Origin of the sequence: Lysinibacillus sp. K60 (assembly GCF_019731275.1) — a bacterium.
GTDB lineage: Bacteria > Bacillota > Bacilli > Bacillales_A > Planococcaceae > Lysinibacillus > Lysinibacillus capsici.
The window spans coordinates 36941-58443 of sequence record NZ_JAASJR010000017.1; the positions used below are offsets into that span (position 1 = coordinate 36941).

Annotated in this window: 23 protein-coding genes; 6 read left to right on the forward strand and 17 right to left on the reverse strand. The window is 37.1% G+C overall.

What is annotated here, in order from left to right; translation table 11 throughout:
• Nucleotides 1-191 precede the first annotated feature (191 nt).
• A complete protein-coding gene (locus HCH28_RS23285) occupies nt 192-812 on the forward strand; it encodes a class I SAM-dependent methyltransferase (RefSeq protein WP_221683312.1) in 621 nt (206 codons plus the stop codon).
• A gap of 205 nt (nt 813-1017) precedes the next feature.
• On the opposite strand, the gene HCH28_RS23290 is transcribed toward HCH28_RS23285, so the two are convergent.
• Nucleotides 1018-1911, reverse strand: a complete 894-nt coding sequence (locus tag HCH28_RS23290; protein WP_221683313.1) for a DMT family transporter — start codon at nt 1909-1911, stop codon at nt 1018-1020.
• Between the two features lie 183 nt (nt 1912-2094).
• On the opposite strand from HCH28_RS23290, the gene HCH28_RS23295 reads away from it, so the two are divergent.
• Nucleotides 2095-2964, forward strand: a complete 870-nt coding sequence (locus HCH28_RS23295) for a LysR family transcriptional regulator (protein ID WP_221683314.1) — start codon at nt 2095-2097, stop codon at nt 2962-2964.
• Between the two features lie 63 nt (nt 2965-3027).
• Here the strand turns inward: HCH28_RS23295 and HCH28_RS23300 are convergent, their stop codons facing one another.
• Both HCH28_RS23300 and HCH28_RS23305 read right to left on the reverse strand, forming a co-directional pair.
• Nucleotides 3028-5184 carry an ATP-dependent helicase gene (locus HCH28_RS23300; protein ID WP_221683315.1) on the reverse strand — a complete coding sequence of 719 codons (2157 nt, stop codon included), beginning with the start codon at nt 5182-5184 and terminating at the stop codon, nt 3028-3030.
• 179 nt (nt 5185-5363) lie between these two features.
• Complete coding sequence (locus HCH28_RS23305; protein ID WP_221683316.1) at nt 5364-5813, reverse strand: GNAT family N-acetyltransferase; 450 nt, start codon at nt 5811-5813, stop codon at nt 5364-5366.
• 488 nt (nt 5814-6301) lie between these two features.
• Here HCH28_RS23305 and HCH28_RS23310 point away from each other — a divergent pair, with 488 nt between their 5' ends.
• A complete protein-coding gene (locus tag HCH28_RS23310) occupies nt 6302-6451 on the forward strand; it encodes a hypothetical protein (RefSeq protein ID WP_016992948.1) in 150 nt (49 codons plus the stop codon).
• A 97-nt stretch (nt 6452-6548) separates the two neighbouring features.
• Here the strand turns inward: HCH28_RS23310 and HCH28_RS23315 are convergent, their stop codons facing one another.
• From HCH28_RS23315 to HCH28_RS23330, 4 genes are all read right to left on the reverse strand, one after another.
• The gene (locus HCH28_RS23315) at nt 6549-7367 is read right to left on the reverse strand and encodes an SPL family radical SAM protein (protein WP_221683317.1); all 819 of its coding nucleotides are present in this window, start codon (nt 7365-7367) and stop codon (nt 6549-6551) included.
• 30 nt (nt 7368-7397) lie between these two features.
• Complete coding sequence (gene adaB, locus HCH28_RS23320; RefSeq protein WP_221683343.1) at nt 7398-7931, reverse strand: methylated-DNA--[protein]-cysteine S-methyltransferase; 534 nt, start codon at nt 7929-7931, stop codon at nt 7398-7400.
• The gene (locus tag HCH28_RS23325) at nt 7915-8535 is read right to left on the reverse strand and encodes a bifunctional transcriptional activator/DNA repair enzyme AdaA (protein WP_221683318.1); all 621 of its coding nucleotides are present in this window, start codon (nt 8533-8535) and stop codon (nt 7915-7917) included. The genes adaB and HCH28_RS23325 overlap by 17 nt, the downstream gene beginning before the upstream one ends.
• Nucleotides 8536-8620: 85 nt before the next feature.
• Nucleotides 8621-9334, reverse strand: coding sequence for a 2OG-Fe(II) oxygenase (locus HCH28_RS23330; RefSeq protein ID WP_221683319.1), 714 nt, complete (start codon nt 9332-9334; stop codon nt 8621-8623).
• 162 nt (nt 9335-9496) lie between these two features.
• Between HCH28_RS23330 and HCH28_RS23335 the strand changes: the two genes are divergently transcribed.
• Complete coding sequence (locus HCH28_RS23335; protein WP_221683320.1) at nt 9497-10408, forward strand: DNA glycosylase; 912 nt, start codon at nt 9497-9499, stop codon at nt 10406-10408.
• Between the two features lie 121 nt (nt 10409-10529).
• On the opposite strand, the gene HCH28_RS23340 is transcribed toward HCH28_RS23335, so the two are convergent.
• Complete coding sequence (locus tag HCH28_RS23340; protein WP_221683321.1) at nt 10530-11411, reverse strand: LysR family transcriptional regulator; 882 nt, start codon at nt 11409-11411, stop codon at nt 10530-10532.
• Between the two features lie 124 nt (nt 11412-11535).
• Between HCH28_RS23340 and HCH28_RS23345 the strand changes: the two genes are divergently transcribed.
• A complete protein-coding gene (locus tag HCH28_RS23345; protein WP_221683322.1) occupies nt 11536-12435 on the forward strand; it encodes a PhzF family phenazine biosynthesis protein in 900 nt (299 codons plus the stop codon).
• 110 nt (nt 12436-12545) lie between these two features.
• Here the strand turns inward: HCH28_RS23345 and HCH28_RS23350 are convergent, their stop codons facing one another.
• Nucleotides 12546-13430, reverse strand: a complete 885-nt coding sequence (locus HCH28_RS23350) for a LysR family transcriptional regulator (RefSeq protein ID WP_221683323.1) — start codon at nt 13428-13430, stop codon at nt 12546-12548.
• A gap of 104 nt (nt 13431-13534) precedes the next feature.
• Here HCH28_RS23350 and HCH28_RS23355 point away from each other — a divergent pair, with 104 nt between their 5' ends.
• Complete coding sequence (locus HCH28_RS23355; protein ID WP_221683324.1) at nt 13535-14302, forward strand: sulfite exporter TauE/SafE family protein; 768 nt, start codon at nt 13535-13537, stop codon at nt 14300-14302.
• 126 nt (nt 14303-14428) lie between these two features.
• Here HCH28_RS23355 and HCH28_RS23360 read toward each other — a convergent pair whose 3' ends face one another.
• The 8 genes from HCH28_RS23360 to hemL form a co-directional block, all read right to left on the reverse strand.
• Entirely contained in the window at nt 14429-15181 is a 753-nt protein-coding gene (locus tag HCH28_RS23360) for an SDR family NAD(P)-dependent oxidoreductase (protein ID WP_221683325.1), read from the reverse strand.
• A gap of 80 nt (nt 15182-15261) precedes the next feature.
• A complete protein-coding gene (locus tag HCH28_RS23365) occupies nt 15262-15558 on the reverse strand; it encodes a 3-isopropylmalate dehydrogenase (protein ID WP_221683326.1) in 297 nt (98 codons plus the stop codon).
• 56 nt (nt 15559-15614) lie between these two features.
• Nucleotides 15615-16130, reverse strand: a complete 516-nt coding sequence (locus HCH28_RS23370) for a hypothetical protein (RefSeq protein WP_221683327.1) — start codon at nt 16128-16130, stop codon at nt 15615-15617.
• Between the two features lie 167 nt (nt 16131-16297).
• On the reverse strand, nt 16298-17554 hold the full coding sequence (locus HCH28_RS23375; RefSeq protein ID WP_221683328.1) for a DUF4179 domain-containing protein: 1257 nt from the start codon (nt 17552-17554) through the stop codon (nt 16298-16300).
• Nucleotides 17551-18051, reverse strand: coding sequence for a sigma-70 family RNA polymerase sigma factor (locus HCH28_RS23380; RefSeq protein WP_115673645.1), 501 nt, complete (start codon nt 18049-18051; stop codon nt 17551-17553). Before HCH28_RS23380 ends, HCH28_RS23375 begins: the two co-directional genes overlap by 4 nt.
• Before the next feature lie 169 nt (nt 18052-18220).
• On the reverse strand, nt 18221-18583 hold the full coding sequence (locus HCH28_RS23385; RefSeq protein WP_221683329.1) for a hypothetical protein: 363 nt from the start codon (nt 18581-18583) through the stop codon (nt 18221-18223).
• A 41-nt stretch (nt 18584-18624) separates the two neighbouring features.
• Entirely contained in the window at nt 18625-20064 is a 1440-nt protein-coding gene (gene pdxR / locus HCH28_RS23390; RefSeq protein ID WP_221683330.1) for a MocR-like pyridoxine biosynthesis transcription factor PdxR, read from the reverse strand.
• A 133-nt stretch (nt 20065-20197) separates the two neighbouring features.
• On the reverse strand, nt 20198-21490 hold the full coding sequence (hemL, locus tag HCH28_RS23395; RefSeq protein ID WP_312130701.1) for a glutamate-1-semialdehyde 2,1-aminomutase: 1293 nt from the start codon (nt 21488-21490) through the stop codon (nt 20198-20200).
• Nucleotides 21491-21503 lie beyond the last annotated feature (13 nt).

Consider the following 21503-nt stretch of genomic DNA (forward strand, 5'->3'; position numbering starts at 1 on the left):
TTTTCACTTCCCTTTCTTAAGCTGTCACTATTTATTGGCAAATTACGTTTCTGCAGATGAATTATGATTTTAATGGGGATTTTATTATATTTTGACATGATGACAAAGATATTGCGTGGGTCACTCCTATTTTTGAAGAGGACACAGGATTTTAGAAGCTCATACCCTCTGTAGAAAGGTTGGATGTAGCATTGAATAATACGTGGAACAAAATTATCTATAAAATTGGCTCTTCCTTTTACGATAAACTTTTTAACACAGGTGCTTTTTTAAAGACTAGAAAGAGGATTTTTCAAGAAGTACCTTTTCAGCGTAAGCAAAAAATCCTCTATGTAGGTATTGGTACTGGTGCTGATTTAGAATTAATCAACTATGTTGATTATGATATAACAGCTATTGATTATTCTCCTGATATGCTAGCGAAAGCTAAACATAAATTCGAGCACTCTTCTATCAATTTTTTAGAAATGGATGCTCAAAAAATGTCTTTTGCAGATGAATCATTTGACTATATTGTAGCTAGTTTAATTCTTTCTGTGGTTCCTAATGAAAATAAATGCTTTGAAGAGATGATACGAGTTTTAAAGAAGGATGGTAGAATTCTTATCTTTGATAAATTTGCTCCTAAAAATCAAAAACTAACACTATCAAAAAAATTGGTAAGGCCATTTATAAGTATGTTAGGAACAGATATTGGTCGAAGTTTTGAGGAGTTGTTTAACCAAAATGATCATAGGCTCAAAATTATAAGAGATGAATCTGTTATGTTAAAGGGTATGTATCGATATATTGAAGTTATTAAACTCTCTTAGCTAAATCGTATAATCGCAATCAATGTTTCGGAGAAAACTCATTAAGGAGCACAAGCATCTTATCAAACTAGAAAGAATAATGGAGAGTTTAAAAAAACAACAATCAGTCCAAATAAAATTGGCTGATTGTTGTCTTAGTAATTGAATAACTTTTATAAATGTTAAATACCATGTCATATCGATTTAAGTCTTCCGTGATAAATTGTTACTCTATTTGTTTTTTCATGAGTTGTTTTGAAAAGTTAAAGGATCGAATTTCGCTAACAAAGGTAGAACCTAATAAGAATACCCCGCCCATAATTTGAACTAGGGTCATTTGCTCTTGCAATATCATTGCAGAAATCAAAATAGCTACAAAAGGATCGACATAACTGAGCATCGCAATACTCTGCCCTTTCAATTTCTCCATTCCCGAGAAAAACAACCAAAATCCAATCCCTGTATTAACGATACCTAAAATTAAAATAAAAGGAATAGATGCGCTTGATAATCCAAAAATCCCAAAGCCCTCTGTCAAAAAAACATACGGCAGCAGTAATAATGCAGTCGTTCCAAGTTGAATAATGGTCAGCTCTAGCTTGTCCATCTCTTTAATAAATTTGTTTAAAAGTAACAATGCAGCATAAAAAACTGCTGCAATCAATCCAAAGATAAGTCCAAGGAAATCATCTGATTCCGATGCACTCACCCCTTCTCCTACAATCATTATCATACCGATCATTGCAATGACAATGCAGATTATTTTTTTAATGGATAATTGTTCCCTAAGTACAACAGGTGAAAGTATCATTACAAATACTGGTGCAAAGTAATACCCTAGCGTGGCATTGGCAAGTGATGTGTGGTCGTAGGATTGATAGAGAAAAATCCAGTTTCCTCCCAATGCAACGCCTGAGAAAATCAAAAATAAAGCATTCGTTTTTACTAAATTCCAGGATATTTTTTTCTTCATAATGGAGAAGATGAGTAGTAAAAATAAGCATCCTAGGAAACTACTTAGTAGAGCTCTTTCACTCGCCGCTAAATCAATGTAACGCACAACTAAACCGATGGTGCCAAAAATAATCATCGATACGATAAATTGAAATTTAGATTTCATGGTTTACTCCCCTAACCTACCGCATTTTAATAGATACGATTAGATGCTTTTTCCTTCCTTTTGTCCCACTCCCTTTCCACTTGCTTTTGTAATGGGAATAGCATAGCATACACCTAAGTATTACAAAATTGAATGTTTGTCATGTTATCTATAACAAAATAGCATGCAAGGGAGGATAGCGTTATGAATATCCAAAAATATATGGCTTTTGTCAAAGCAGTAGAGTATGGGAGCTTTACAAGAGCTGCTGATGCATTAAACTATACACAGTCCGGCATCAGCCGTATGATCAACGATTTAGAATCAGAATGGGGAATATCCCTTTTTGAAAGAGGTCGTACCGGAATCAGCTTAACATCTGATGGCTTAAAGTTACTGCCCCAATTACAGCGTATATGCAATGAGCATGAAATGTTAATGATGCAGATCGATGACTTACATGATATCCAATCTGGAATCATTCGAATTGGTACATTTTCTAGTGTAGCAACCCATTGGCTACCTTATATGATCAAATTCTTTAAGCAGGATTATCCAGGGATTGATTTCGAGTTACTATTAGGAGATTACACCGAAATCGAAAGCTGGATTATCGAAGGTAGGGTCGACTTTGGATTTTTACGACTGCCAACAAAAGCTGAAATGGAAACAATCTTTGTAGAGCAAGACCGTTTGTTGGTCATCATTCATCAGGATCACCCTCTTGCTGATTGCGATAAGTTTCCTATAAGTGAACTATTGACCAGTCCATTCATGCTTTTAGAAAAAGGTGCAAAAGCTGAAATCTCCGAAATTTTTGACAAGCACAATATCTCGCCGCACATTTCTTTTACAACATGGGACGACTATGCCATTATGTCAATGGTGGAAAACGGGTTAGGAATCAGTATATTACCTGAACTGATTTTAGAACGCATTCCTTACCAAATTATTGCGAAAGAGCTTGAAGTACCTGCATTTCGAACTATTGGGATTGCGATGAGAGAGCAAAAATCGCTGTCACTTGCAGCAAAGAGATTTATAGAATATTTATCCTATAGAAAGAGAAAATAAGAGATTAGATATTATTTGCACTACTATAAAAAGCGTATTCGAAAAAACCTCGAATACGCTACATTAATCTTCCACCGCTTCTAAATAGCCTTGCTGTAAACATGTATCCGTCATAAACTGCTTTATCCCTGCATCAAAGGACAATTTGATCGTGCTACTTGTAACGTCCAAAATTTTGCCTTCTCCAAACATCACGTGCTTCACCTTTGAGCCAACGATTAACGCTGACTCCGTTGTAATTGTCCGATCATTACGGTATTGCTTCAATGCTTTCCTCGGACTTTTCGACGCTTTCTTTGGTAATTCCTGAGGTGAAACGATTTGCTTTAACGCTTTCATGAATATTGATGGCACCACACTTGCTTTAAAACGCTTGCTGTACGAAATTAATTCCAAATGGCGAATCGCACGTGTGATACCGACATAAAAGAGCCTTGTTTCTTCCTCTATTGCTTCTTCCGTCTCACTAGGTAAAATCCCATCAATTAAGTCAATCAAATACACACGATCAAATTCCAAGCCTTTTGAACTGTGTAAGGTTGTTAATGTAATGGCATTCATTTCATTTTTCAGATGAGATGTACGTGCTAAATTTTCAAGGTACTTCAAACGACCCGCAAATTCAGTCATCGTCGACGTATGGCGAGCAATTAGTCCAAGTACATCCACAATATCTAGTAAATTTTCATAATTAAAACCGAGATCCTCGCTCATTTTCTTTAAGGCACGCTCATAACCAAAATCATAACGGATATGCTCTAGCATGGCTGTTGGTGTTGTTTGATCAAATTGAATGCTATCATACGTTTGGCGAATTCGCTTAATATATTCAGGCTGATAATCCTTTAGCTCCACATGCTCTAATAAAAGTGTGAATACACAGCCATCCTCTGGCACTTTCTGTAGTGCCTTTAATTGCGTTGGTGTAATATAAGCATTCATTTTTCTGTAAACTTTTTCAAATATCGAGATATTTTTTGTATTGTACGCTAGACGCATGAAGTTCATAATATCCTCCACGACCCAATGCGTAAAAAAGCGTATGGTGGAATCCTTCATATAGAAAGGCAGGCCCGCTCTATCTAACGCGTCCATAAGTGGAATGGCTGACGTATTATTTCGATATAAAACAGCCGTTGAGCCAAGCTTAGACAAGCTTTTTAACTGATTCACTACATATTTGGCCTGTAAGCTGTAATTCTCTAGGATTTTAAACGAGATTGGCTCTGCTGCAGGATTTTGCGTAAACATTTGTTTGTTATATCGCTTTTTATTGCGCTGAATGAACAGATTGGCTGGCGCTACAATCGAGGCAGATGAACGATAGTTTTGTGTCATTAGTAAAACTTGTGCGTCTGGATAAATCTTTTGGAAAGTCAATAAATAATCTGGCTCTGCACCACGCCAGCTATAAATAGCCTGATCCTCATCAGCAACAACGCATAAATTTTGATGGACTGCGACGAGCTTCTCGATGATCGCGTGTTGAACTGGCGATGTATCCTGACTTTCATCCGTTAAATAAAAATCGTATCGACGCTGATATTGCGCCAACACCTCTCGATTTTTCGTAAAAATATCATTCGCCATTAACAGCATATCGTCAAAATCAATAAGCAAACGATCGCAACCTGTGCGTTTATATTCCTCATATCGCTGCAAAATCTCGACTTTTTTTGGCACATTTACTTCTGCCATTGCCCATTCCTGTTCTGGCAACATTTTATTTTTGATGAACGTTATGTACGTCAGTAGCTCTTCTAACTGATCTTCAGTAATTTTCAAGCCATTTAATTGTTCAAAAATCTCACGAAGCACTCGTTTTTTTGACATAACACCAGGCTTGTCCGCTTCTTCCATAATCCCATACGAAATGCCCTGACGTTCAAGTGTCTCCCGCACCACTTGAAATGCTAAACTATGAATCGTCGAGAAATCAACTGGTGGCAAATGTGGAAAAAACTTTGCAAAACGTGCCCTCATATCATTTGCTGATGCCTTACTAAACGTAACAGCCTTAATGCGAGCAGGCTTGACACCAAGCATCTCGATCATATAGCCAATACGCATAATAATCGTCGTCGTTTTTCCTGAACCAGGAGATGCCAATAGTAGCAACGGTCCATTCGTTTGCAATACGGCCTGCTTCTGCACATCATTTAGATAAACGCCAAGTGAACGCTCCTTTTCTTCAAAAAATGCTTTTTGCGCTCCATTCATATCAATTACTCCGTTCTAAAAAAATCTATTTTCTATTATACCAGATGATACTGATTAACCTCCTAAGATCATTAAAAGAGATTGTTTGCCTCTTCATCATTTTTAAATCTTTTCAAAAACAAAAAAGCGTATATACAAAATCTGTACAACGCTTTTTAGTAACTCGTTAGTTATATCTTTTATTTGGCTATCCATTCATATTGAATATCAGCTAAATTTTCTTCATTTTCATGACCTCTACCTATAATTTTAAATCCTTGTTTTTCATAAAATCGTTGAGCATTTTCATTGACCTCAAATGTGTATAAAGTTAATCGCCCATTTGCTTGAGCTTTTACTTTATCTAGTAATGTATGCCCTATGCCCATCCCTTGATAGTCAACATGAATATATAGTTGGCTTATTTCCTCTTCGTTATAGGCAATCATTCCAACTACGTTTTCATCCATTAACGCTAAATCGATGTGAAACTGTTCAGCTAATAGATGATTTAAGAAATATACATGACTTTCAAAGGTGTGAATTTCTTTCTGACCAATCGCCTTTTCCTTACTATCTCGCCACATAGCAACTGTTTGTTCAGCGTATTGGGGGTTATATTGCGTAATAATTATTTTGTGTTGGTCCACTACGATGCCTCCTTAAGTGCTATTCGTTGTTGTTGGCGAATTACCATTCTACACAACTTCGGATACCGTTTCATTGGTTAATGAAAAATATCGCCTGTTTACTATCATCTTATATTATTTTAATACAGGAAACCACTTGAGATAAAGCCTATCTAAACAGGATGACTCGCTTTTAAATCCTTTAGAGATATAGGACATTCCTGTATGCATCAATTTATATAGGACGGATTAATCTTGGATATATGTAGAAAATCCTTTTGTGCATATAGGTTTTACTATCCCCAAAGTCATTCACATCGACTACAATAATTATTTTCTCGACTTGTCAATGTCGTGATTCAAATCTACCCCTAGTTTGAACCGTATGCCACTTTTCCAGTTATAGGTACTTCTTCATAAAGTAAAGCACATTACTTGAAGAATTAATTGTAAGTTCTACGGATAAAAAAACATCTTCCACTCACACTAATGGTGGAGGTGAGATGAAAATGGGAAATAATAAACATAAAAATAATAAAACGCAAGACAACAAAAAACAGCAGAATCAAAATCAAAATGCTAACAATGAACGTAAAAACAGAGAAGAGTTTGCTGAAGAAGTAGATTTCAGTCAAATTCAAAATGAAAACAAACGTTAATAATATTATCATGTGAAAAAACCCTAATACTCACTTCAGTAAAGAAGGGTATTGGGGCTATTTTTATAATACATCTTTTGCACTTTACTCACTATTTTTACGGCTCAAACCCAGTCTGGCTTATATAAACATGATCTTCTGGAAAGATTTCAATAAATCGGTTATATACTTTTTTTATTACATCTGGTCCATACCATTCTTCTAAACCAAGTTGGTCATATTTTTTCCCAATCTCCAGTTTTCTTGTGCGTTTTCCACCACTGCCATCTCCCATGAAGTAGTCATCTATACATATTCGATCGACGAGTTGCTTCAATTTCAAAGGAAAATATTCTCCACTTGGTAAAATGGGAGCGATAGCAACTTGGGTCGGTATGTCCGCAGCTGCTAATTTTTCCAATGTCTTAAAACGCGCCTGGATTGGAGGTGCCATTGGCGTAAAATGTTTACGTATCGTTTCCGAATCTGTCTCAATTGTCATACTTACCCGCACTTTATCTTTAAATTGTCGCAGTAAATCAATATCTCGACTGACAAGTGGACTTCTCGTCTGTACAAATAAAAAGTCAGGGAGATCCTCTAGCATAATTTCTAGTAAAGATCGCGTCACTTTTTCCTTATGCTCTATTGGCTGATACGGGTCTGTACTTGAAGACATAAAAATGGTTACTGGCCCTTTGGCTTTGGCACGATGAAGCTCCTTTTTTAATACATTCGCTGCACCGTTTTTAACATCTACCCAACTTCCCCATTCCCCTTCTCGAAAAAGAGATACAGGCATTTGACGTACATAGCAATAGGAACATCCAAATGAACAGCCTGTATAAGGATTGAGTGAATGCGTATAGCCAGAAAGAAAGCCAGTCCCTTTATTCAGAATGGTTTTTGGATTTTTATAAAGGATTTCACATTTCATACAGAACCCCCATTCCATGTACGGTAAGTATTACGCATTGCTAGACGAACCTCGCTTTTCAAGGTCCAAAAGCAATTTTTTCATTGCTAATCCGCCCCGATAGCCTGTTAAAGAGCCATTCTTTCCTGTTACACGATGGCACGGTACAGTAAGTAACACTGGATTAGCCCCAATAGCCGCTCCCACAGCACGAACAGCTGCTGGTTTATTTATAGCATGGGCAATGTCTGAATAGGATTTCGTCTGCCCATAAGGAATTTCACAAAGTGCTTGCCAGACTGCTAGTTGAAATGGCGTACCTTTGTACTCCAATGGGACAGTAAAGGTTTTCCTCTTTCCTGCTAGATATTGAATGATTTCATTGACATAGGGTTCAAGCTTTTCCTCATCTTCAACAAGAGGACTTTCTGGAAAGCGTTTCTTCGCCCATTCAACCATTTCCTCGAATGGTTTGTTCTGTGAACCTACAAACACAAGGCCCTTGGAGGTAGCAGCAATATAAAAATGCCAATCCTCAAACTTGAGTAAAGACCAATAAAGGGTTGGTTTATTGTTTGTTTCCATCATTTATTTCCTCCATTTTTCTCATTTGACGAAATTGCGCTGGGGTCTGACCTGTTTTCTTTTTAAATAAAGTAATAAAATAGGGCGCATTCGCCATACCCACACATATGGCAATATCGCCTATTGCTTTATTCGTCTGCATCAAATACTTTTTAGCCGCGTGTACGCGAACTTGTTGTATATACTCAACGGGCGTCATGCCTTTAATCTTTTTAAATGTTCGATGCATATGATAGGGACTCCCATGACAAATCATTGCTAGTGATTCTAGTGTTAATTTTTCAGTGAAGTTTTGATCAATGTATGCTGTAATAACATCAACCCACTCGCTATCAGGCAAATTTTCATTAGTAGGCTTGCAACGTTTACAAGGGCGAAAATTTGCGCGGAGTGCTTGTTCTGCGGTTGCAAAAATACATACATTCTCTTTTTTCGGAACGCGAGACTTGCAGGATGGTTTGCAAAATATCCCTGTTGACTTGACAGCATAAAAAAATTGATTGTTGTACGCTGTATCATTCGTGATAATAGCTTGCCACTTTTCATCTGTCATCATTTCTACATTATTCAAAATTTTATTTTCATCATTCATAGGCTCATGCATTTATCTCACCTCTCCTTACAATATACTACCTAAAAATTCACCATGTACAATTCTGGATATGGAATAGCAAGATATTGAAGTTTTTTTATTTAGAATCGTGAAAAATGATGCCAAGACCGTATCGTTCTCCAGCAGTAATCGTACTTACTCCATGACGAACTGTATGTTTATAATATCCCCTTTTACCTTGAGCAGGTCTATGGTTCGTAGGAAAGATCAGCGCACTGCCACGATCTAACGTAATGACATGTCCCCTACTCTGAGCACGTGGAATTTGTTCCACTAGGAGTGATTCTCCACCAAAAAAGTCTTGTTCGCGTTGATTTAATACAAATACTACTTGAAACGGGAAGAAGATATCGCCATATAAATCTTGATGCAAACAATTAAAGCCACCTGTTTCATACTTTAAGAGTAAAGGTGTCGGTCTAGTTTGTTCATTTTCTTCACAGGTGTTCAAAAAATCTTGAAGCTGAGCTGGAAACTGTGCTGTTTTCTTTAAATAACCTAACCATCGATTGGCTGTTTTGGCCAATTCTTGATAAAAGGATTCTCTTAAACTTTGGATAATTTCAGGCAATGGATAGGAAAAATATTTGTATTCCCCCTCCCCAAAGCGATACCTCGTCATATTAATGGTCGTTCTATATGGCTCTTCCGTACCATACAACCCTATTAAGAATTCACATTCCTCTTTTGTTAAGATTACTGGAAGCTTTGCAAATCCTTGCTTATCTAGTTCCTGTTGAATGGAATCCCAAGCTAGGCTTTCGACACGTGTTTGAATATCTTGGACCATCTTTATTCCCCCCTTAGCCTTCTTAATAACTAACACTATAACCTCATCAATAGAAAAAAATAAGGAGTTTAGAATGTAATAGCAAGATAACAAAATGAGTAAAGCTACTTTTATGCTAAAGTAAACTAACAAACTGTGTATGTTGAAAAGGAGAATAAAAAAGTGATATGGCATGACGTTGATGATGTGATGATGATTACCTTACCAGAAAATTTTGATATGAATGCGAATCTAGGCTATTTAACAAGAGAAAAAAATGAATGCATGTATGAAATAGAGAACGATATCATCATAAAAGTGATAGCCATTGGAGAAATGCAGTCTTTAGTACAGATAAGCGTAATTGATAATCAACAAATGGTTGTTCAATTCCTAAATGATTCTAGACCTATTGAGAAGTGGGAGCGGCAAGAAATTGTAACATATATTCAAGAATGGTTTGATCTTGATAACGATTTAACGCCATTTTATGAAATGGCAAATACAGATCCATTACTTAAAATACCTGCGCAAAAATACTCTGGATTACGAGTTATCGGCATTCCCGATTTATTTGAAGCATTATGCTGGGGCGTTTTAGGGCAACAAATTAACCTAGCCTTTGCCTACACTTTAAAGAGACAATTTGTAGAAAGCTTTGGCGATTCTATCGAATGGAATGGTAAAAAGTATTGGATATTCCCTCCGTACGAACGAATTGCACAGTTAACACCTACTGACCTAGCAGCTATTAAAATGACAGTTAAAAAAAGTGAATATATTATTGGCATTGCAAGACTAATGGCAAACGGAGATTTATCGAAGGAACAATTAAAGAAAATGGATTTTAAAGAGGCAGAAAAAAGCTTAATCAAAATACGAGGAATCGGACCTTGGACAGCCAACTACGTGCTAATGCGTTGCCTAAGGTTTCAGACAGCTTTTCCAATCGATGATGTGGGTCTGATTAATTCAATAAAAACATTACGTAATATGAACCAAAAGCCTACGAAAGAGGAAATTTTAGCGCTCTCGATACCATGGAAAAACTGGGAATCCTACGCTACCTTCTATTTATGGCGTATTCTTTACTAAATATCATCGCCTTGATGTGAGCATGTCTTGAAAAAATGAATCAAAACATGCTCTTACGTAGGTATGTTTTATGCTTCTACAAAAGCACAATGGATGAACAATCGCAATGTACACAGAATTCTTATAGCTGTAATTCTTTAATACAATCCATGGTTGTTTTTATAAACTCTTTGACAGCGGGAAGGGGTTGCTTCTTTGAGCGAGTAATGATGCTTATTTCTCGGAAAGGTTCGGGTAAGAGAGGTTTTACAATGGTACCTGCTAAATTATAGGGTAAAGCTAGTTCTGGTATGATTGTAATGCCTAATCCTTCACGTACCATTGCAATGATTGTTTGATTTTCTTCCACATTAAACTGTATGTTTGGGGATACCTCTTGTTCCTGTAAAAACTTCTTAACACTTACTTCACATCCTAGCTGAGGCATAATAAAAGCCTCCCCTTGAAGTTCTTCCGCCTTTACTTGTTCATTGATTGCAAGATGATGATGAATCGGTACGATTGCTACTAATCTATCTCTTACTATGGTAGTAGCCTCCAAATGATCCATAGGGTTACTTAAAGATGTAAAACCTATATCCACTTTCCCCTCTTCTACCCAACGTGTAATTTGGTCATAGCTCCCCTCATAAAAATTTATTTCAATTCCCTTAAACTCTCCTTTAAACCGTGATATGATCGTTGGCAACACTTTTGAAGCGAAACTTGAAAAGCTACCAATATTTATTTTTCCGTTTTGTATTCCTAAAATAGAAGCCGCTTCTTGTTTAATGCTTTCTGCTTCGGATAAGATATTTCTCATATTGTTGATGATACGTTCTCCACTATCTGTTAATGAGATGCCGTTTCTTCCTCTATTCAAAAGTTTAATACCGAGTTCTGACTCTAATGAAGCGATATTATGGCTTATGCCCGATTGTGTCATCGCCAATATTTCACCTGCTTTTGTGAAATTTCCAATATCGACTACTTTGACGAATATTTCTATTTGCAAAAGGTTCACAAGATAACCTCCGTATAAGATTTAACTTTCCATTCGACTTCCTCATGTTTAAGATTAAAAACATGAATTTTACTTATCAATTCTATCATACTACAATCATCTTAGAATGAAGGAGGAGATAGCAATGAAAAAAGTGGTAGAGTTTTTTTATGTTGATGCATTCACCACAGAAACGTTTGGAGGAAATCCAGCTGGCGTCATACCTCATGCAGAAAATTTAACAGATGAGGAAATGCTAAACATAGCCAATGAATTAAACCTTTCGGAAACGGCCTTTCTTTTACCATCAACAAATGACAATGCAGATTATCAAATAAAATATTTTACTCCTACAAAAGAAGTTGACTTTTGCGGTCACGCTACGTTAGGTACAGCATGGTTAATGGCTAGTAAGTACAATTGGATTGATAAGGACGAGAAAATAATCTTTGAATCAAAAATTGGACTCATTCCTGTAAAATGGATTACGGAAAACAATCACTTAACGAGCGTGTCCATGACTCAAGTACGTCCACAAGTAAAAAGTATAGACATTCGCCCTGAAGTCGTTGCTGACCTTGTGGGTATAGGGGAAACGGACATTGATGATCGATATCCGATAAAAGTAGCGAACACAGGGGTGCCACATCTTATGGTTCCCGTTAAAACACGTCAAGCAATTGATCAAGCAGAACCTAAATTAAATGAGCTTAAAAAGATGAACAATCATTTTAACATATCAACCACTCACCTCTTTACCTTTGACACAAATGGGGAATTTGATATTTATACAAGAGATTTTTGCCCAAATATAGGGATTGATGAAGATCCAGTTACGGGGGCAGCAAACGGTGCATTAGGCGGTTATTTATATCTAGAAAATATACTAGCTCCACAAGAAAAACATCAATTAGTGATTGGGCAAGGACATACGATTAATAGACCTGGGACTCTTTATGTCACGATTACACCTGATGGGGAGAACGCTGTTATTGAAGTAGCAGGAGCAGCAGTTGTTTCAATAGAGGGAAAAATACTTTTATAACAATATTTTTCTGAATTTTCTGTGTTGATTATCATATTAAAATAAACTTCTCTAAATTCTTTACTTAAATTTAGAGAAGTCTTATTTATGCCAAAAGAAGATTATAGTGGTTAGTTTAATGCATTTAAATGCGTTTTTAAGTATTGCAAAAATGGTTGCTCCAATAGATCGGTTTTTCGAGAGCAAATAAATAAACTTTGCTGAATAGCTGCCTGCTCAACATACACTTGAGCAAGTTTCCCGTTTGCTATACTTTCAGCCACACTATAGGACGGAGCTAAAGTCATGCCGTACCCTGCTTCCACTACTTTGATGGATTCATGTAGGCCCTGCATTTGAAGTCCTAATTTAGGTAATGGTGCATTAAACGTGTAAAATATGGACTCCAATAAATCGAGTGTCGAGCTACCACGTTCCCGATAAATAAAGTCCTCGTTCGATAATTCAAAGATGGTGACCGTTTGATTTGCGAGAGGATGTGACGGATGGACTATAAACCAAAAAGGGATATCCAATACCTTTTCAAATTGTAAATCTTCATGACCAATTTTACTTTGAACGACAAAACCAAAATCTACTTCATAATTCAGAACTTGCTCCTCCACAGATTGAACATTGCCTAACGATACAAAAAATTCAATTTGAGGATGCGCTAGCTTGTATTTAGCTATGATAGGCGGAAGTATATAATTAATGGGGATGTAAGAGGACGCAATATGTATTTTGTCTTCCTTTGCTAAAAACTTCCCAAGCTTCTCATCGATTTGTGCTTCTAAGTAAAATAAACGCATGCCTTGCTCGTATAAAAACTTCCCCTCTGGCGTTAATTGAATTCCACGCCCTTTACCTTCAATCAATTTTGCCCCTATTTCATTCTCTAATTTTCGAATTTGTATGGTAACAGCAGGTTGACTTAGTAGCATACTATTCGCTGCTGCAGTAATTCCCCCAAGCTTGGCTACATTCGTAAAGATCCTCAATGCATGTAAATTCATTCCATTCCAACCTTTCTATCCATAAATAATATTTATGAATAAGCAATAATTATATATTTGTTTTATGTATTGTTTACCAGTAATTTAAGTATTGAGGTGATTGAATGGAAATTTTACTACAGGAATGGTTAACAGTAAAAGGAGTTATTTTATTTACAATTGGTTTACTCGCAGCCATAATAGGCGTTTTATTTGGTGCAGCAGGCTTTATTTTGATGCCTGCATTATTACTCATCGGCATTCCGATTCATACAACGGTTGCTGTTAATAAATTTGCGACAGGTTTATCAGCCCTATCAAATGTTGTTTCGTTTGTCATAAAAGGGCGTCTATCTGTAAAAAAATATTTTTCTTTCATGATTGTTTCTAGTATAGGAGGAGTATTTGGGGCATTATTAGCAATCCTCTTATCGGAACAAATCATGAATGTCGTCGCTTGTATAAGCTTAATTTTCGCATTTCTATTTGTCCTTTGCAGTAGTAAATGGATTGTCAAAGATGTAAAAGATACAGAGGAACAACCTTTGAACAAGCTTATTCCATTTGCAATTTCCATATATGACGGAGGTTTTGGACCAGGCTCAGCTCTAATGAATATAACCTATTTCTTGAAAAAACAATACCATTATTTAAAAGCAGTCGAGTTAACAAGAATGCTCTCGTTATCAAGCTGTACAGGTGCTTTTCTCTTTTATTACTTTACTGGCATTGTTAATTGGGAAATTGCTATCCCTGTGTCACTTGGCTCTATTGCTGGCTCTTTCTTAGGTTTAAAGATCATTCCGTATATCCAAACAAAATGGATTCAAATTATTTTACCAATCATTTTTTTGTTCTTAATTGTTCAAGTAGTGTCGGATTTAATAAAATAACCAAACAAATCCTACCTTTTTTGCCCCAAAATTTAAGGACATCTAATGTGGAGCTTGTTTAGAATCCGAAATTTACGACTGTTAGTATAATAGACGAGAACAATAATAATTTGCCTATTTTTTTATTTATCTACCGCCACTCACATGTATAATTTCTCCAAGGATGTAATTTGAGGCATCGGCAGAAAGGAAGGCAATTACTTCTGCTATCTCTATAGGCGCTGCAGCTCTTTTAATTGGTACAGCGGAAGCCATCCGTTCAAGCCGATTGTCGCCAGGAGCAAATTTATCGTGAAAGGGTGTCTCTACCATTCCAGGCGCTACCCCGTTCACGATAATTCCATATTCAATTAATTCTCTGGACATACCAATCGTCATTGTATTGATAGCTCCCTTAGCAGATGCGTAATGAATACTTTCCCCTGCCCCACCAATACGTGCAGCTGCAGAAGAGACATTAATAATTTTTCCACATTTCTTCGGAATCATATGTCTTAATACAGCTTGAGAGCATAAGAGCACACTATTGACATTTAGCTTGAATGTTTCTTCCCAGAGCTCTTCACTCATCTCCATAAATGTACTTTGACGGATGCCGCCTCCAGCGTTATTCACTAAAACATCAATTGTGCCGAATGAAGAAATAGCTTTTGCAACCATTGCGTTCACGTCTTCTTTATTCACAATATTCGCTTGAATGGCAATGGCGTCTCCACCTTGTTCTTGAATTCGTTGGACAGCTTCGTTGGCACCTTCCACATTTGTATGATAATTGATAATTACTTTAGCCCCGTATTTTGCCACTAGTTCAGCCGTGGCAAAGCCAATCCCAGAGCTTGCACCTGTGATAAGAATAACCTTTCCCGACAAGTTATGCATAGCTTCCCACCTAACGTTTTTAATAGTAATTCGTTAATTCGTTCATAAACAACTCAATGCTCACGCACCACGATGGTTAGTCACATGATTCTACTTCTAGTAAATTTTTGAATGATCGTAACTAAAATCGCTAGAATAAATACAATCAAACTATTAATGAGTAGATAGTAGGCAATGTTTAATCCATAGAATAATGCAAAGGGGTCACGTATAATTAAAAGTGCCAATACGCTTCCTAACCCACCAAATACACCTGCCAGTAGTAAAATGATGAAAGCCGCATTATATAGATTTTTCTTTTTTTTGTAGAATACAAACCCAATCACATTTGCACCAACAATCAAAAAGCCTATCAGTATAAAGAAAAAACCTTCCATTCAACGCCCTCTTTTCAAAACGATTTTGTCATGGGATAGCATTCCTTCCTATTGAATTAAAGTGGCCCACCCTCAAAACCAATAGGCCAACCATTTTCTTTAAATTTCACTTTATACTGAAATTCAAAGTGACCCTCATAAATAAAAGCTAAACTAAAGCCTGAAAATATATAACTATCAAAGTTAGCCATATTTCCAAAGCTTATTGTAGATAAATAATAGCTGTTTATTTCTTGATTAGGAAAAAACTTATGTAAATACTCCAATGCGCAGCTTATATGTAAATGGAGTTCATCGAAAATTCTTTCTGCTAATTCGATGATCCCTACCTCAGGATTTTCATTATTTCCTTGGACAATAATCTCCACATCCTCCCATTCCCCAATATTCATCCTGTATAACCACTGTTCCTGAATAAGATACTTCTCTTTATCGTGTACAGGGGGATTAACTATGTTTATTTTTTTGAGATCATCTTTAGTCAACGGTTTTGCAAGAATAAGCTTATTATGCAAAATGTCTTTGATATTAGAGACCATATATTTTGATTTGTTTAATTCTAAAGAGTCCATTTTACACCTCCGTTTAAAGTAAGTTTAACTTAAATTATACCATCATCGCTCTACAACTACCCTACATTGTAAGTTCAAAAAGAAAAAAGAGCTAGCTATGTAACTAATTCCGGAAAATAGCAAAACAGCTATTCAAAAAGGTTCGTCTTTTTGAACAGCTGCTGCATTTATTGCAATGGAATATTTACTTCAATATTTTCCCCAATCGGATGAGGGTAATAGTTTAAATATAGCTTAGCTTTTCCATTATATTCTTCAAATTGTGATGTCTCCACTACATACTGCTCGTCTCGTGAAATGGTCAAACTTTTGAATTCTAATGGCGTGCCATCTTCTTTTATGGCGTCAGAGAGCATTAATAATTTGCCTTCATTATTTTTATTCATCTTAACCGCTACACTTTGCTGCACTATTGAAATGTCCCCCTTAAAATAAGTAGGCTTCGTGAGTATCTCTTTTGTGCCAAAATCAACTTCGATAAAATCCTCACCCTTTGGCACAGCTTGAACTGCGCCAATCATAACCGTCAATGACGCTGGATCATCGAAATAATTACTTTGCAAATAGAGTGTAAATTTGCCATCGCGAATATCTCCACCTGTTGAAATGCCATTTCTAATACTATCTCTGCGCTCACCGCTTTCTGTCATGACGGCAACATCATCCAGCGCTAATAGTTGCATTGTATTATCTTTGGCTACCTCAATATCGAGTGCCACTTTTAATGGCGAACGGCGAATTTGTGTAATCGTAAATCTCTGCCCATTGACATCGATCGTACGATTCGCAGTAAAAATTTTCTCCTTTGCGACCTCATTTTTCAGTGAAAACGGTAAAGTAATTTCAATGTTCCCCTTCTCTTCATCATGAAAGTGAAAAACTGCTTTAAAATCCTTTGAAATATAGGCGATAGGCTCTAAAAAATTATATTCCACTGAGGAAGAGATGTATGTTTGATTGCTTGCATTTCTAGTAAACGTACAGCCGCATTCAATCTCCTCATCTCCTTGAAACAATTGAACTTCTTCTAAGTTTAATTTTGAAATATCAAATGAGGCATCAGCGTCATAGAACAGTACAAATCCCGAATTATCGGCAATCACGCCCTGCAATGTAAGGGCTAGACCTTTTCTAGATTGCGTCACATTGATTTCTTCATAGTATTCATGATCTACAATATCTTTTATTCCTTTATCTATTGCAATCGCTGATACAATTGCTTGAAAGCCAGGTATTTTGGCAACTTGGCTAGCAATCGTTGGCGAGACGCGAATTGAAAAGAGAAGGCTTAGGCAAAGCATGGAGATGCATGCAACCGAAACAATGCGCTTCTTTCTTCTTTTTTCTCGTTGAACTTTCCGAAACATGTCCATGCGAACTTGTTGCAGTTTCTCCTTTGGAACGTCAATTAATGATTTACTCATAGCCAGTCCTCCTTTTCTCTAGCAAAGCTTCTAAGCTTCTTTAAAATGTGATGAAGCTTCGATTTTACAGTACCCTCAGGAATTTGATTGAGCTCAGCAATTTCTTTGTTCTTTAGTTGCTGGAAATATTTCATATAGACGAGTTGCTGCTCCGATAAAGATAAATGTTCCAATAATCTCTCCATATCTGAGTAGATGACCCATTCAGATAGGTGGTGTTCCTCAATCTGAACAGTCGGTGGACGTTTTCGTAAATGGTCTTTACAACAATTGATTAAGACGCGCACAAGCCATGTTCTGGCATATTCGTGCTGTTGAACGGTATGCATTTTTTTGAGTGCCTTGTAAACAAGCTCCTGCATCACGTCCATAGCATCTTGCTCATTTTTCATATATGTAAAGGCCATGCGATATAAAATATCCTCATCCATTTCAATCAGTGAAAGTATCGCTTCTTGATCTCCACGTATAGCACGCTGCTCTAATTCAAATTTCATCCTTTTTCGCCTCCTTCTCTCATTAGACTCAACATTGTTGCATTTCGTTCAAAATGTTTTAGAAGTTTTTAGGAAACTGTCATTTCAACACATCTCCCCATTAATAGTAAGAAGCGATTGCTCCAATTGAACAATCGCCTCTTACTCTTACCCATATGTATTGACAAAATTAAACACCATAATGAATCATCCATTTATCTTGTTTTATTGCTTCAGCTATTTTTTTGATTAGTTCTTCAAGTTCTGCAGATTGGTATTCGACATTGGCTTCTCTCACCATATTTAAAAATTGTTTATGAGAGCTCGGTGGTATCAAGGTTATCCCCCAATAGGCGAGACTTTTAAATGGCCTATTTGTGGTGTGTGCAAAAGTTTCGAGTTGATGTATTTTTTTGCCAAAATTCTTTGAAAGCAGTTCATCAAAGAGGTCACCATCTACACCGATGCAATTGTCTTTTTCAGGTTCATAAGCAGCATACTCCTTGTCTTTTTCTATACAAGCAATGATCCCAAACTCATGAATGTATGGCAATAGTATCGCAACCTCCAATTCCCTTTATGCCCGGCTAATGATTACGTTTCTTGCAAGAGGATCTTTGCAAGACGAAAAATGCCTTCCTCAATGGCTTGCTCATCCATTTTAGCAAAGCCTAGAACCCATCCTTTTCGATTATTTTCTAAGCAATACTTACTAAGTGGATAAACACGTATCCCATTTTCGAGTGCGAGGTTTGTCATTGCTTCTTCATCAAACGATTCTTCCGCTTCAAGAAGCATATGCAAACCCGTTTCAATGCCACTTAGCTTGAAACGTTCGGCTAGTCCTGTTGCCATGATTGCCTTTGTCATCGCTTCATGTCTACGTCGATAGACATTTCTGGCTCTCCTCATATGACGCATAAAATGACCGTGCTCAATAAAATGAGCAAGCGTTAATTGCTCCATAATGGGAAGATGCCGATAGGTTAATTGTTGTACTTGTGCAATCTGGCGAATGGCATCTTTTGGGCCGATAACTGCCGATATTCGTATGCCAGGAGCAACCATTTTAGAAAAACTCATCATATATAATGTGTTGTGGGGTTGTTGGCTAAACAAGGTAGGAAGCGGGCCACCTCGATACCTAAACTCACCATCATAATCATCTTCTACAATCCAAAATTGATTTTTCGCAGATTTTTGCAGCAATTGTTGTTTGCGTGGCTCAGACATTATGACACCCACTGCACATTGGTGCGAAGGTGTAACAAAAATAAGCTTGGTTTGTGGATCAATCTGCTCTACTTGTACGCCATACTCATCCACGGGCACAGCGACAACATTCATACGCCTATATTTCATGGTCATCCAGGCTGCAGGAAAGCCAGGATCTTCAACAGAAACCGTTTCTCCTTCCTTTAGAAGGGCTTGGGCAATCAGATCGATGCTATGCTGCGCGCCAGAGGTTAAGATGATTTGGTCAATCTCTACATGTACCCCTCTTTCAAATGTCAGGTAACGTTGAATCTGTTCACGGAGCGGTGTGAAACCGTAGGCATCGCCATAGCCCCAATTGGTCAGATCTGTTTCTGCTGAAGCCTGTAAAAACGATTGTCGCCAAGTTTTTCGGAAATGCTCGTCCAAATACGGCTCATGGGGACAAAAATCGATTGCGACGTTTCCAATTTCTTTGCCTCTAAACCAACTGTTTAATTCATCAACTGCCACGTTTAATAAAGGTAATGTTGGCGTAGATGGTCCTTGAGGAATCACCTCTTCTGCCAAGTTGGTTTTAAATCCCCATTCACTTACTCTTGTTCCTCCACGCCAATTTGTCACGGTATACCCTCGACTAAATAATTCCTCATAAACAATTTGTATAGTTGAGCGTGAAACACCTACTAATAAGGCGAGTTCTCGGGATGGAGGAAGTAACTCCCCTGGTGGCCATTTGCCTGTTGTAATATGATGAATAGCTTGGTCAAGTAACTGTTGCCATATAGGATTTTTATCGTCTCGGTTAACTTGTAACATTCAATTCACCTCCAGTTAGAATAGAGATTGTTAAAATATGCGAAAATTAATAGTTTTGTACAGTCAATAATTATTATACTATCAAATCGATCATTTTATAGATATAGGATGTTTGTAGTATACCTTGCATTATCTAATTACATGATAGCATCCTTTTAAAGGCTACATCTGCAGCATGAATCGTTCTATCAATATCATGTATGGAATGAGCAGTCGAGATAAATATGCTTTCATATTGAGAAGGAGGTAGAAGTATACCCTGTTTAAGCATTTCTTTATAAAAACGGCGAAACATCTCAGCATCTATTTTTTGAGCATCATCAAAATTTTGTAAGGGATGATCGATGAATGCGTATCCAATCATTGTTCCAGCTTTCGTTGTTTTAAGTGGAATATGATAGTTATGAGCTACTTTTGATAAGCCTTGTATAAGCCGATCTGCTAACGCTTCGATATACGAATAACTGTTATGATTTAATTTATTGATTGTGGTATACCCCGCTACCATAGCGATTGGATTACCCGATAAGGTTCCAGCCTGATAAATACTACCTTCAGGTGCAATATGATTCATGATTTCTTTTCTTCCACCATATGCCCCGACAGGCATTCCACCACCAATGATCTTACCTAAACATGTTAAGTCAGGTTTTATGTTATAAAGCCCTTGAGCAGAGTGGTAATCTATACGAAAACCAGTCATGACCTCATCGAGTATAAATAGGCCACCATATTTTGTAGTGAAAGAACGTATTGCTTGAAGAAATTCAGGGTTAGCTGGTATTCCCGCCATATTGCCTGCAAACGGTTCTACGATAACTGCTGCAATTTGTGAGCCATATTTATCAAATATCGTTTTCAGGACTTCGATATTATTATAAGGAATGGAGATTGTATGCTTAGTGATCTCTAAAGGTACACCCAGACTATCAGGAAGGCTGAATGTAGCAATTCCTGAGCCTGCCTTTACTAATAGATGATCACTGTGCCCATGATAGTTTCCATCAAATTTCACAATGATGTCTTTGCCAGTAAAGCCTCTAGCTAGTCTAATGGCGCTCATTGTTGCTTCTGTACCCGAATTAACCATTCGAATCTTCTCTATGGAAGGTAGGCGAGTAGATATTAATGTGGCTAGCTTATTTTCTTGTAAAGTTGGCAAGCCAAAACTTGTCCCCCTCTGGATGGCTTCAAGAAGTGCATCTGAAACCTCCTTATCTGCATGTCCATGAATTAATGGGCCCCAAGATAGCACATAATCTATATAGCTATTGCCATCAATATCATATATGTTTGAGCCTTTCCCATGACTCATAAAAATTGGCTCCATCCCAACTGATTGAAATGCTCTCACTGGGCTATTTACCCCACCAGGCATAAGTTTTTTTGCTATTTCGAAGGCTTCTATTGATTTCGTCGTATCGATGTTAAAAACCACC